The sequence below is a fragment of the Nonomuraea insulae genome, assembly GCF_042656245.1.
The window spans coordinates 17,276-29,268 of sequence record NZ_JBHSPA010000043.1 but is presented as its reverse complement, the minus strand read 5'-3'; the positions used below and the strand labels follow the sequence as shown (position 1 = coordinate 29,268).

Sequence of the window (11,993 nt, the reverse complement as noted above, 5' to 3'; positions counted from 1 at the left end):
CCGCCACGGACGCCTTTGCCCGGCCCGCCGTTCCGCGCACCGCGGCGGCCGCGACTCCGCAACCCTCCGACAGGAGACTCCATGAGTCACACACAGCCCGTAACCGCCGCCTCGCCTGCCCGGACACGCATGCGCGCACACGTCAGAACGGCCGCTCCATGGGTGGCGCAGGTCATCCTGGCCGTCCAGCTCGCCCCGGCCGGAATCCTCAAGGTCACGAGCGATCCGGCGATGGTGGAGATGTTCGCCACGATCGGAGCCGGGCAGTGGCTCCGATACACCGTCGGCGTCCTGGAGATCGTCGCCGCGATCGGCCTCCTGCTACCCAGGCTGTGCGGGCCGGCCGCACTCGGCGTGGCCGCCCTGATGGCCGGCGCCACCATCACCAACGTCTTCCTTCTCGCGGCCCCGCCATGGCTGCCCATCGGCCTGCTGATGGTCAGCGCGCTGATCGCCTGGGCGCGCCGTACCGAGATCAAGGCCCTTTCGCGCTACACCGGACGAGCTGCACTGGCCGGCTCCAACGCATGACGATCATGGGCTGCGCAGCGGTGTCGCTGGACGGCTTCACCACCGGCGACCATGACACGGTGGAGCCGGGGGCGAGACGTCGACCGCCGGCGCGAGTCGCCTGTCAGCGGCCCGCGATGCGACGCCCTGTAGAACGGTCGGCTCGGCCTACGCAAGTTTGAACCTTGCACCTGCACCCTCAGAAGATGCAGCTCAGAGGCCCTTTCGAGGACCTCTTTGCGGTTGACCAACCCTACCTAGATCACCACTGAGGGCTCGGCCCCGTAAGGGTCCGGCCCACGGAGGGTCCGGCCCACGGAGGGTCCGGCCCACGGAGGGTCCGGCCCACGGAGGGTCCGGCCCACGGAGGGTCCGGCCTGCTGAGGATCCGGCCCACGGAGGGCTCGGCCCTGTGAGGGTCCGGCCTGCTGAAGGTCCGGCTCTGTGAGGGTCCGGCCTGCTGAAGGCTCGGCCTCGCGGCGAAGGCCGGCGCCGTTCACCGCGTGGGTCTCGCAGGCTTCACGCGAGGTGGGGTCGTGTGCCGAGATCTCGCGTGAAGCGCTGCGGGAGCTTGGCCGGGTCAAGGGATCTCCCAGGTTGCGTGCACGCCGAACCCGCCCCCGGGCAGGGGCCCGGCCTCGAAGGCGCCGCCGTACATCATGGCTCGTTCACGCATCCCGGCGAGACCGTGTCCGCCGGCCTCGCCCGGCAGCACGCGTTTCCCCGGCCCGTCGTCGACCACGGAGATCTTCAACATCCCATCGGTGACCGACACCCTGGCCCGGCAATGAGCGGGGGCGGCGTGCCTGACGACGTTGGTGATCGCCTCCTGAACGATGCGATAGACCGACAGCCCCATGCTGTCGGGCACGGTCCCGCTCACCGAGAGGTCGACCTGCACGCCGGCTTCCGCTGCCCGGCGCGCCAGAGATGGCAGGTCGGCGAGGCCGGGGAGCGGTCTGCTCTCGGGTGCGCCGCCGGGTGAACGCAGTGCGCCGAGGAACTGGCGCATCTCCACGAGCGAGCTGCGCCCGATCTCCTCGATGGCCCGCAACGCCTCGCGCCCTTCCTCCGGATGCTTGTCCAGGACCTTGGCCGCCACCCCCGCCTTCACGGTGATCATGCTCATGGAATGGGCGACGACATCGTGCAACTCGCGCACGATCCGCAGGCGCTCGTCGACCACCGCCTGCTCGGCCTGCCTCGCGGCCTCGCGCGCGGCGAACTCACGGCGCGCACGCGCCGCCGTGCCGAGGCTCCAGCTCGCTCCCACGGTCAGCCAGGCCGTCCCGACGATGAAGACCGGGTCGGGCCAGCCGCCCGGATGCCGTGGTACGCCCATCACCTCGGCCAGCAGAGCGCCTCCTGCGACGAGCATGCCCAGCACGAAGGCGATCGCCGATCGCCGCACTGGTCGGGTGGCCGATACCGTGTAAATGGTCAGAGCCAGCACCGCGATCACCATCAGCCGGTTCACCTGCAGCGTGAGCGCCAGGAGGATGGCCAGGAGCGCCGCGCAGTAGGCGGGCACCGGCCAGACCCTCCGCACCGCCACAGGCAGGCAGCAGATCAGCACCGACGCAGCGCCCCAGTGCAGGCCCGGCTGTTCCGTCATGGACGCCAGCGCGAGCAGCACCGCGACAGCGGTGTCGACGAAGATGAGCAGCCTGTACGGAAGCCGCCGGGCGAGCAGATTCACATCCCGACGCTATCGACAATCGACCGCAAGCGAATCGGAGCACGAGCCGTCAGACCAGAGTCGTAGTCTGCTCTCGTACACCTTCACTGTATGACCCTGGTCTGATCCGCAAGATCGGATCTGGCTCCGATGTGCGCACCCACCGCCGTGCAGGATCGTTGGCGGCATGAATCGACGCACACTCATCGCTCTGTGCCTCGCTGCCTGCCTCGCCGCGTCACTCGGCGGCATCGCGCTGGCGTCAGCGCAGACCCATCGCCTCGCCTGGCGGGAGTGCGGTGACGGTTTGCGATGCGCCGAGCTGGTCGTTCCCATTGACTGGGCCGATCCGGGCGGGCCGAAGACCTCGGTGCACGTGGCCGAGCTACCCGCGACGGGCAAGAGCATGGGGCCACTGATCGTCAACTTCGGAGGCCCGGGCACCAGCACGGCGATGCTCAGACCGTCGACCGATCTCGACTTCCCGCCGGAACTGCCCATCGTGCTCAAGGAACTGCGGACCCGGTTCGACGTCATCGCCTTCGATCCGCGCGGGATGTCCGAGCCCCAGAGCGGCAATACGGTGAGCTGCGCGGAGCCCGCGGCCTCCATCTTCGGATTGATCAGTGCGCGGACGAAGCAGGACTGGGACACCCACGCCGCCCAGAACGCCGCCCATCAGGCGAGCTGCCGCAAGACGGCCAAGTCCGCGTGGTACGGACTGACGTCATGGAATGTGGCACACGACATCGACGCGCTACGCGCCGCGCTCGGCCAGGAGAAGCTCGTCTACGCGGGCAACTCTTACGGGACCGTCTACGCCCAGGCCTACCTGGAGCTGTTCCCGCAGCGGGTGAGCCGGATGTATTTCGACGGCACCGCCGATCACACCCAGCAGGAGTTCGAGCCCTGGTTGCGTAACTACGCGCGGACGCAGGAGCGACATCTCACCCGCTTCCGCGATTGGTGCGCCCGCCTTTCTGAGTGCGCCCTGCACGGCAGGGACGCGGGCAAGGCGTGGGACGAGCTGGTCGCGAGGGCGCGCCGCGCGCCACTGCCGGCGTCGGCCGGCAGGACGGTGCACGAGGGACAGCTGTATGCAGGCGCGGTCAAAGGCATGAACCCGGCGAGATGGCCGCTATTGGCGACCGCCATCAGAAAGGCCCTCGACGGCGACGCCGCGAACTTCCTGACAGAGCTCGCACCGGATCAGGGCAGCTCGTCCGTGGGCGGAGACTCGCTGTGCGACGACTTCATGCCGAAGCTGCCAACCTACGAGGAGTTTCAGGGCATCGAGGCCAGACTCCGTGAGATCGCACCGAGGTTCGGCTGGCTCGAGGGACGTTACGAGCTCGGGCGGTGCTGGGGCCGCAATGGAGGCGCGTCCTGGGCGCCGCACCCGTTGCGTGTGAAGGAGGTCCCACCGGTCCTCTTCGCGATCGGGGAGCTCGACAACAACACCAACTATCTCGGGCAGCAGCACGTGGCCGAGCAGATTCCCTCCGCGCATGTCCTGTGGCACGGCGACGGCCACGCGTCGTGGGGAGGCAACACCTGCCTGCGCCAGCACGTCTTCGCCTACCTGACAACGGGCGCGCTGCCCGAACGCGGCACCCGCTGCCCGGCCGAACGGATCCAGAAGGTGGGCAAATGATCGAGGTCGTGGATCTGACGAAGCTGTACGGTTCCACGCGGGCAGTCTCGGGGCTGACGTTCGACGTCAAGCCCGGACAGGTCACGGGATTTCTCGGGCACAACGGCGCCGGCAAGTCCACCACCATGCGAGTGATCCTCGGCCTTCAGGCGCCCACGTCGGGCCAGGCGTTGATCAACGGCGTTCGCAAGCGCGAGCTTCGCGACCCCATGCGTGCGGTCGGCGCCATGCTCGACGCCGCCGAGGTGCAGGGTGGGCGCAGCGCGTTCGATCACCTCCACGCGCTGGCGTACGCGGGCGGGATCGAGCGCCGCAGGGTCGTCCAGGTGCTTGAGGAGGTCGGGCTGGCCGGCGCGGCGCGCAAGCGGATCGCCGGGTTCTCCCAAGGGATGCGCCAGCGGCTCGGCATCGCGGCGGCGCTGCTCGGTGACCCAGGAGTGCTCATCCTCGACGAGCCGGTCAACGGCCTCGACCCCGACGGCATCCGCTGGCTCAGGACGCTGCTGCGATCTCTGGCGGCCGAGGGGCGGACCGTCCTGCTGTCGAGCCATCTGATGACCGAGATGTCCCTCACCGCCGACCGGCTCATCATCATCGGGCACGGTCAGCTGATCGAGGACACCTCGATGGCGGAACTACTGGCCCGCTTCCAGAGCGGCGTGCTCGTCCGATCACCCCACACGGCCCGCCTGTCCAAGGCACTCGAAGCGGCCGGAGCAACCATACGCCCCGCCCAGGACACCGGCACCGGAGAGGAGCCGGCACCCGGTCGGACCGCGGGGGCTGGAGCCAACGCACGCCCTGTGCGGGACGCCGACGCCGGAGAGGAACTGCTGGTAACCGGCCTGAGCGCAGCCGACATCGGCGACATCGCCCTGGCGAACGGCTGTGCCGTTCACGAGCTGGCGTCGCGTCGGACATCACTGGAGGAGGCATTCATGGAGATCACCCAATGATCAACGCCGTCGCATCGGAATGGCTCAAGCTGCGCTCGCTCCGATCCACCTACTACGTCCTGGCCTCCACGCTCTCGGCCCTGGCGCTCACCGGCTTCGCCGCCTTCTCGATCTCCAACTACTTCGACACCAGGGGGCCTGGCGGTGAGCACATCGGCACGGGGCTCAGCTTCAGCGCCGACATTTCCCCCGTGCTCTTCGGCATGCTGGGCGTGCTCGCCATCTCCGGCGAGTTCGGCACCGGCATGATCAGGCTGACGTTGACCACGATCCGGCGCCCGTGGATTCTCCTCGTGGCCAAGGCCGCCGTGGTGGCCGCCGTGGCCGCGGTCACGGGCCAGGCCCTGGCGTTCGCCACATATTTCACCGCACAGGCGGTAGTGGGTGGGCGCCCGATCGGCGCCTCGCTCTCCGACCCGGCCGCCCTGCCCGAGATACTGGCGACAGGCGCCGGCTCCGCCGTCGCCGCGGTGACGGGATTGGGCCTGGCCACGATTCTGCGTTCGACACCAGGGGCGCTCATCGCGCTGGTCGGCCTCATGCTGACGCCGACCGCGACCGAGCGTTTCCTGCCCGCGCCCTGGAACGACTGGACGAGCTCCCTGACGATCTCATCGCTGACGAGGCAGTTGGCCGGCGTTCCCGACTCCGGTGCCTTCGGTCCCTCCGCGGCCAGCACCATCCTGGCGGGTTATGTCGTGATCTCCCTGTTCGCGGCAGCTCTGGCGATCACCCGTCGCGACGCTTGACCCGCAGTCGCTTGTAGAAGAAGCTGCAGTCGAGCAGGGTGCCGTCTGGGGAGCCGGCATAGTCGGGGACGATGCCGTAGCGGGTCCAGCCCCCGGTGAGGTAGACGTGCTCGGCCGTGCTGCCGGTCTCGGTGTCCAGGAGCAGCAGTTCGGCGCCCGCCTCGATCGCCGCCCGCTCGGCCGTGGCCAGCAGGGCGCGTGACAGGCCCCGGCCGCGGGCGTCGCGGTGGACCATGAGCTTGATGATCTCGGCGCGATGGCGGGCGTTGGGCTTGCTCGCGCGTACCAGGCTGATGGTGCCGGTCATGGCCCCGTCCTCGCGGCAGACCCACACGATGAGGCCGCCCTCGGCCACGGCGGGGGCCTGCGCCCGCCACCACGCGGCGGCGGCCTCGTGGTCGAACGGCGTCACGAAGCCCAGCGAGGCGCCGTCGTCCACGGCGTCCACCAGCAGCTCGGCCAGTTCCTTGACACAGGGCTCGAATTCCGGAGCGCTCAGCCGGTCGATGGTGCGCAATGTGTTTCCTTCTGCTCTCGGGTCAGGGGAGGACGACGAAGATCGCGTACCGGACCGGGCCGGGGCCGGGGCAGCGGAAACGGGAGGCGCCCCACAGCCGGAAGCGCAGGCAGTCGCCGGCCTCCAGGATGTGGGTGCGGCCGTCGGCGGTGATCTCCACCGTCCCATCCAGAGCCCAGATGTGCTGCTCCAGCCCGGCCACCGCGGGCGCGTCGTAGGAGATGTCGGCCCCCGGCCGCAGTGTCGCCTCCACGACTTCGCCGCGCAGCCCGGGATGGGGCGGCGACACCGAGCGGCGTACGAAGCCCGACGTCTCGTCCCGCCACACCGGCTGCGCCGCCGAGGTCACGACCTGCGGCGCCTCGGACTCCACCTCGGCCAGCAGCCGCGACATCGTCCGTCCGTAGACTTCACACAGCTTGCCGAGCAGGGCCGCGGTCGGGCTGATCTCTCCGCGCTCCAGCCGGGACAACGTCGAGCGGCTGAACCCCGACCGGTTTGCCAGATCATCCAGCGACCAGCCCCGCTCGACGCGCAACTGCGCCAGCCGGTCGGCGAGGCGGGCCTCCATGTCCTCGATCTGTCTCACATTCGGGACTATATCCCAGATATGGGAGGCGGCGTTATCTGCCCGGGTTCTTACGGTTGCGGATTTTGATGTCGCGCATGTCCGTCACCGCGATCCGCAAGATCTCATACGGCAACTCGTACGCCTCCAGCGCCGCCATCGCTCCCAGAGAAGCCTCGTCCTCCCCGTCGTCCTCCCCGGCCGGCACCTGGCACCGGAACGTGAACACCGACACGCTCTGATCGTGCGTGAACGTCCCCGCCTCGGTGAACGCGGCTCCTCCCACCGCCACCACGGCGGCCCGGCCCGCGTCGTCGAGCCCCTTGAACTTGCCTCTGATCGTCACCCTGAACATGGGCGCCTCACCCCTTCCGCACCGCATAGGCGAGCACTTTCTCGCTGAGCAGGCTCTCCACGACGTCCAGCAACTCCAGCACGGCCTCGGCGATCGCGTCGGGCCGCTCCCCGGCCGCCGCGCGCCGCCCGATCTCGGCCAGCACCAGCGCGTGCAGCGACCCGATGTGCCAGGCCACCGCCCGCGGCAGCGGGTCGCCGGCCGCCGCGCCGGTCTCCTCGGCCAGCAGGACGGCCAGCGCCCCGGTCATTTGGTAACTGAGGTCCTCCAGCCGGGCGCTCAGCGTCGGGGCGGCCCGCATCATCTCAAGGAAACGCCCGAACCCCGAGGTCAGGCCCACCCGGCGCTCGCGCCCGCGCACCTCCCTGCGCAGCCGCGCCAGCACCGCCCCGGCCGCCGACTCGCCCGGGGCCCGCTCGCGCACGATGTCGGCCAGTCGCTGCGGTGAGGCCTCGTCGGGTGGCAGCACCAGGTCCTCCTTGGCCTGGAAGTAGTTGTAGACGGTGTTCACCGACACCTCGGCCGCCTCGGCGACCTCGGCGATCGTGACGTTGTCGAAGCCGCGCTCCACGAACAGGCCGAGGGCCACCTCGGAGATGCGCTCCCGGGTCTGCCGCTTCTTGCGCTCCCGCAGTCCTTCGATCATGTATTGGAGTCTAGTGCAAACTTTAAGTCGATTGCACTTTTGCCATGGAGTGTGGTTTTCTCTCCGGCATGTCTGAACCCGTCATCCGCGCCCGGGGCCTGACCCTGACGTTCACCTTGAAGACCGGCCCCGTGCATGCCGTACGCGGCATCGACCTGACCGTCGAACGCGGCGAGATCCTCGGCTTCCTCGGCCCCAACGGGGCGCGGCGGCCTGGACTCCGCCTGCGGTGTACGGGAGGAGCTCGTCACGCAGGGCAGGCTGCACCGGCTGTCCAAGACCGAGGCCCGCGAGCGCGCCGAGGAGCTGGCCCGCGACCTGACGCTGAGCGACCTCATGGACCGGCCGACCGCGGCGTTGTCCGGCGGCCAGCGCCGCCGCCTGGAGATCGCGCTCGGCCTGGTCAACCGGCCAGAGGTGCTCTTCCTCGACGAGCCCACCACCGGACTCGACCCCGCCGCCCGCGCCGACCTGTGGGATCTGGTGCGCCGCATCCGCGCCGAGCACGGCACCACCGTCTTCCTGACCACCCACTACCTGGACGAGGCCGACGCGCTCGCCGACCGCGTCGTGGTCGTGGACGCCGGAACGGTCGTGGCCGAGGGCACACCCGCCGCCCTCAAGGACCGCTTCACCGGCGACCCCGCCGCCAGCCTCCAGGACGCCTTCCTCGCCATCACCGGCCGCACCACGGCCGGCGAGCCCATCGCCATCTGACCGGGAACCCCCTATGATCCTGCTTCGCGACACCGCCGTCATCTTCGGCCGCTACCTGCGCGCCACCCTGCGCTCCAAGACGAACCTGTTGTTCGGGATGTTGCAGCCGCTGTTGTTCCTGGCCCTGTTCGGGCCCCTGTTGACCCGGCTCGACCTGGGCGTGGACGGCTCCTCCTGGCAGTCGCTCGTGCCCGGCGTGCTCGTCCAGCTCGCCCTGCTCGGCGGCTCGTTCGTCGGCCTCGGCCTGCTCATGGACCGCAACCTCGGCGTCATCGACCGCATGCGGGTCACGCCCGTGCATCCGCTGGCGCTGCTGCTGGGCCGCACGCTGCGCGACGTCGTGCAGCTCCTGGCCCAGTCGGTCCTGCTCGTCCTGCTGGGCCTGGTGCTCGGGCTGCGCGCGCCGCTGGCGGGGGTGGTGATCGGGCTGGTGTTCGTCGGGGTGCTGGCGGGAGCGTTGTCGGCGCTGTCGTACGGACTGGCCATGAACGTCGCCACGCCGCCCGAGTTCGCCGCCATCGCCAACACCACCGGCATGCCGCTCATGCTGCTGTCCGGTCTGCTGCTGCCGATGACCCTGGCGCCCGGCTGGCTGGACGTGGCCTCGCGGGTGGTGCCGATGCGCTACACCGTCGACGCCGTACGGGAGGCGTTCCTCGGCCACTACGGCGGCGCCACCCTCGTTCTCGGCGCCGCCGTCACCCTGGTCCTGGCCCTGGTCTGCCTGTTCGGCGGGGCCCGCCTGTTCAACCGCTGAGGGTCAGGTCAGCAGCGGCACGAGCTGCTCCTCCTCGTAGTCGAGGTGGGCCTCCAGCTCGTGGGTGAGTCGTTCGACCTCGCTGAGCAGGTCCGCCGGGGCGACGTCGCCGTCGGCCAGCAGCGTCTTGAGCTCGTCGAGCAGCCGGGCGATCTTCTCGTGCTCGGTGCGCAGCCGCTCCATCACCAGCGCCAGCTCCGGGTAGCGGCGCTCCAGCGCCGGGAACATGTACTCGTCCTCCTTCGAGTGGTGCCCGTGCAGGTTCTGGCACACGGTCAGGCAGTTGACCCGGAGCTGCGCGGCCACGCGCGGCCCGGAGGCTGCCACTTCCCCGCGGATCAGGGCCAGCTCGCGGCGGAAGGCGTTGTGCAGGCTGATCAGCGCCTCGGCCAGGGAACCGCCGCCCGGCCCCTCGTAGATGGGCAGCAGCGCCACCACGGGCAGGATGCGGCCCGAGCGTTCCTCGTAGGCGCCCCAGCCCGGGTCGGTCTCGAGAGCGCGGGCGAACAGGCGGTCGCGTTCCTCGCCTTCGAGCACGACTGCCTCGGCCTGGTGGGTGTACAGCCCGTTCTCCACGGTGACCTGCGGGTTGGCGAGCAGGTTGTGATACCAGGCGGGGTGGCGGGGCGAGCCACCGGCCGAGGCGATGATGAGGAGCCGGTCGCCATCGGGCAGGTAGCCGAGCGGCGTCGTGTGCTCCGCGCCTGTCCTGGCGCCGACGGTGGTCAGCAGGAGCAGCCTGGCTCCTTGGAAGGGGCCGCCGACCTGGCCCTTGTTGGCGCGGAATTCGTCAATGATCTGCTGATTGAAGTTCATGGGCATGCTGAGGTGAAACTCCTGGCGGGATGGGGTGTCGATGACAGGCGAAACCCGCACGGCATGCCGGCGTCGGCGGGTTCGTCACACCGCCGGAGACATGGGACAACGCGCGGGCGTCGTGCGCTCAGGCACGACCGAAGTGGTGAGTGTCCACGGCGTTATCCCCCTTGATTCGGCGCCTCCATGCCACCGTCCGTCCTCCCGGCGGCGACACGCGACGCGACCGTTATTACGCACATATCCCGGCAGAACTGTCAACTCCCCAGTGGAACACCGTCGTGGAGACGCAGGCGAGAGTCGAACTCGCTCGAGCCGGCTTTGCAGGCCGGCCTCCGCACCAGCGAACTGCGCCAGGCCGCCTCTTCGCGGGAGGCGGATCGTGCGCGAGGACGGAGTCGAACCGCCACAGCCGAAGCGTCCGGTTTACAGCCGGGTGGGCTCCCCGTGTGCCCAGCTCGCGCAAAGGGGAAATCAGTGGCCCCAGCAGGATTTGAACCTGCAACTGACCCGGCTTCGTAGACCGGCGCTCTCTCCATTGAGCTATAGGGCCGTAGTACCCCGTACCGGACTCGAACCGGCGATTTCCCGGGTGAAAGCCGGGCGTCCTGACCGCTGGACCAACGGGGCCTTGCATGTTGTTCGTACGCCCGGCGGGATTCGAACCCGCACCGTCCGGTTCCTTAGACCGGTGCCTCTGCCATTGGGCCACGGACGCGTGGTGGACCGACGGGATCTCGAAACCCGAACCCCTGCTTGCAAGGCAGGTGTGATGCCTTTTCACCATCAGCCCAGGAAAAGAAAAAGCCGCCTGGTGTTTACCTGGCGGCCTCCGGATGAATCCCGTGGATTATCCCGAAGCCTGCCCGATCAGGGCACAGCCGAGCGCCGCAAGACGGCGATAGCGACACCGTTCCCGCTCAATACGCATGACTGGCCTTTCTTCGGGGGCGGACCCGCCCGGTTGTTTCTATGTTGTAGACGGTAATGGCCGGCGCCGGGGCCGTGCCACTTATTTATCTCAGCCCCGAACCCGGCGGGCCCCTGGTGGACCTCACGCTCAAAGCCCTGCGGCCGGTTTGACGTTGACGTGGCGTCAGGGTCTTTACTGGGAGGCATGCGGATCGGAGAGCTGGCCGCGCTGCTGGGGGTCTCCACCCGGACGGTGCGTTACTACCACCACCAGGGCGTGCTGCCGGAGCCGCCCCGCCTGACCAACGGCTACCGCGAATACGGCATGCGCGACGCCATCGCCCTGGCCCGCGTCCGCCGCCTGGTCGCGCTGGGGCTGAGCCTGGACGAGGCGCGCGACGTCATCGCCGAGGACCGCTCCAGGGAGTTGCCCGAGATCCTCGCCGAGATCGACGCCGACCTGGCCGCGCAGGAGCGGGAGATCCGGCTCAGGCGCGCCCGCCTGGCCGAGGTGCTCCAGCGGGCCGAGGACGGGAGGCTCGGCCCCGACGACACCGCCTCGCCCGGCCTGCTGGCCTTCCTGCGGGAGGTGCACATGCCCGCCTCGAAGGCGGCGGACTGGGACCGCGACCTGCTCGTGCTGATGGACAGCATGGCCGCGCCGCCCGACCAGCGGCGGACCTTGGCGATGCTGGACGCGCTGGCCGGCGACCCCGAGACGAGGGCGCGCGGGCAGGAGTTCTACCGCAGGCTCGACGACCTGGCCGAGGCCGAGCCGGGCGACCCCCGGGTGCGGCCGCTGGCCGAACTGCTGGCGGGCTTCAGCGTGCAGCACGTGCTGACGGAGGTCGAGCCGGGGTGGGATCCGCAGGTCATGGAGCCGTTCCTGGAGGGGCTGGCTCCGGCGCAGGCCGAGGTGGTGCGGCAGGCGGTCCGGATCATCGCCGCTACCCAGGGATGACCCGGACCGCCCGCGGGCTCAGTTGGACGTGCCGTGGCTGGGCGGCGTCGGAGCCGATCCGGTCGTCTTCTCCAGCCGGCGGATGGTGATCTTCGGGCCTGGCTGGTCTTGCCGTACGAGGGTGTTGCGCATGACACTCCTTACCGATCGAGGTCGGAGAACGGCAATCGAGAGATTATGATCTTTGCGGCATCTGA

13 protein-coding genes and 6 tRNA genes are annotated in these 11,993 nt (G+C 69.6%); 7 read left to right on the top strand and 12 right to left on the bottom strand.

What is annotated here, in order from left to right; all coding sequences use genetic code 11:
* Positions 1-81: 81 nt before the first annotated feature.
* Complete coding sequence (locus tag ACFPZ3_RS34080; RefSeq protein ID WP_379518413.1) at positions 82-531, top strand: DoxX family protein; 450 nt, start codon at positions 82-84, stop codon at positions 529-531.
* A gap of 559 nt (positions 532-1,090) precedes the next feature.
* Here the strand turns inward: ACFPZ3_RS34080 and ACFPZ3_RS34075 are convergent.
* Positions 1,091-2,209, bottom strand: a complete 1,119-nt coding sequence (locus ACFPZ3_RS34075) for a sensor histidine kinase (RefSeq protein WP_379518412.1) — start codon at positions 2,207-2,209, stop codon at positions 1,091-1,093.
* Between the two features lie 166 nt (positions 2,210-2,375).
* On the opposite strand from ACFPZ3_RS34075, the gene ACFPZ3_RS34070 reads away from it, so the two are divergent.
* From ACFPZ3_RS34070 to ACFPZ3_RS34060, 3 genes are read left to right on the top strand one after another with little or no spacing between them, the layout of a single operon-like run.
* Entirely contained in the window at positions 2,376-3,842 is a 1,467-nt protein-coding gene (locus ACFPZ3_RS34070) for an alpha/beta fold hydrolase (protein WP_379518411.1), read from the top strand.
* Positions 3,839-4,798 carry an ABC transporter ATP-binding protein gene (locus ACFPZ3_RS34065; protein WP_379518410.1) on the top strand — a complete coding sequence of 320 codons (960 nt, stop codon included), beginning with the start codon at positions 3,839-3,841 and terminating at the stop codon, positions 4,796-4,798. Before ACFPZ3_RS34070 ends, ACFPZ3_RS34065 begins: the two co-directional genes overlap by 4 nt.
* On the top strand, positions 4,795-5,547 hold the full coding sequence (locus tag ACFPZ3_RS34060; protein WP_379518409.1) for a hypothetical protein: 753 nt from the start codon (positions 4,795-4,797) through the stop codon (positions 5,545-5,547). The genes ACFPZ3_RS34065 and ACFPZ3_RS34060 overlap by 4 nt, the downstream gene beginning before the upstream one ends.
* On the opposite strand, the gene ACFPZ3_RS34055 is transcribed toward ACFPZ3_RS34060, so the two are convergent.
* From ACFPZ3_RS34055 to ACFPZ3_RS34040, 4 genes are read right to left on the bottom strand one after another with little or no spacing between them, the layout of a single operon-like run.
* A complete protein-coding gene (locus tag ACFPZ3_RS34055; protein WP_379518408.1) occupies positions 5,528-6,064 on the bottom strand; it encodes a GNAT family N-acetyltransferase in 537 nt (178 codons plus the stop codon). The genes ACFPZ3_RS34060 and ACFPZ3_RS34055 overlap by 20 nt on opposite strands.
* 22 nt (positions 6,065-6,086) lie before the next feature.
* Positions 6,087-6,653, bottom strand: a complete 567-nt coding sequence (locus ACFPZ3_RS34050; protein ID WP_379518407.1) for a helix-turn-helix domain-containing protein — start codon at positions 6,651-6,653, stop codon at positions 6,087-6,089.
* Positions 6,654-6,687: 34 nt separating this feature from the next.
* On the bottom strand, positions 6,688-6,987 hold the full coding sequence (locus tag ACFPZ3_RS34045; RefSeq protein ID WP_379518406.1) for a DUF6204 family protein: 300 nt from the start codon (positions 6,985-6,987) through the stop codon (positions 6,688-6,690).
* 7 nt (positions 6,988-6,994) lie between these two features.
* Positions 6,995-7,633: a TetR/AcrR family transcriptional regulator gene (locus ACFPZ3_RS34040; RefSeq protein WP_379518405.1), complete on the bottom strand. Its 639-nt coding sequence runs from the start codon at positions 7,631-7,633 to the stop codon at positions 6,995-6,997.
* Between the two features lie 213 nt (positions 7,634-7,846).
* Here ACFPZ3_RS34040 and ACFPZ3_RS34035 point away from each other — a divergent pair, with 213 nt between their 5' ends.
* Both ACFPZ3_RS34035 and ACFPZ3_RS34030 read left to right on the top strand, forming a co-directional pair.
* Positions 7,847-8,350, top strand: coding sequence for an ATP-binding cassette domain-containing protein (locus tag ACFPZ3_RS34035; protein WP_379518464.1), 504 nt, complete (start codon positions 7,847-7,849; stop codon positions 8,348-8,350).
* A gap of 13 nt (positions 8,351-8,363) precedes the next feature.
* Positions 8,364-9,107, top strand: a complete 744-nt coding sequence (locus ACFPZ3_RS34030; RefSeq protein ID WP_379518404.1) for an ABC transporter permease — start codon at positions 8,364-8,366, stop codon at positions 9,105-9,107.
* Positions 9,108-9,110: 3 nt separating this feature from the next.
* Here ACFPZ3_RS34030 and ACFPZ3_RS34025 read toward each other — a convergent pair whose 3' ends face one another.
* The 7 genes from ACFPZ3_RS34025 to ACFPZ3_RS33995 all read right to left on the bottom strand — a co-directional run bounded on the left by ACFPZ3_RS34025 (position 9,111) and on the right by ACFPZ3_RS33995 (position 10,716).
* Entirely contained in the window at positions 9,111-9,929 is an 819-nt protein-coding gene (locus ACFPZ3_RS34025; protein ID WP_379518403.1) for a nitroreductase/quinone reductase family protein, read from the bottom strand.
* Between the two features lie 276 nt (positions 9,930-10,205).
* Positions 10,206-10,278, bottom strand: a tRNA-Cys gene (locus tag ACFPZ3_RS34020).
* 28 nt (positions 10,279-10,306) lie between these two features.
* Positions 10,307-10,387, bottom strand: a tRNA-Tyr gene (locus ACFPZ3_RS34015).
* Between the two features lie 14 nt (positions 10,388-10,401).
* Positions 10,402-10,476 (bottom strand) — tRNA-Arg (locus ACFPZ3_RS34010).
* A 4-nt stretch (positions 10,477-10,480) separates the two neighbouring features.
* Positions 10,481-10,553 (bottom strand) — tRNA-Glu (locus tag ACFPZ3_RS34005).
* Between the two features lie 15 nt (positions 10,554-10,568).
* A tRNA-Leu gene (locus ACFPZ3_RS34000) sits at positions 10,569-10,641 on the bottom strand.
* A 1-nt stretch (position 10,642) separates the two neighbouring features.
* A tRNA-Ala gene (locus tag ACFPZ3_RS33995) sits at positions 10,643-10,716 on the bottom strand.
* A gap of 324 nt (positions 10,717-11,040) precedes the next feature.
* Between ACFPZ3_RS33995 and ACFPZ3_RS33990 the strand changes: the two genes are divergently transcribed.
* Positions 11,041-11,796 (top strand): MerR family transcriptional regulator, encoded by a 756-nt coding sequence (locus ACFPZ3_RS33990; protein WP_379518402.1) that lies wholly within the window; start codon positions 11,041-11,043, stop codon positions 11,794-11,796.
* Positions 11,797-11,993 lie beyond the last annotated feature (197 nt).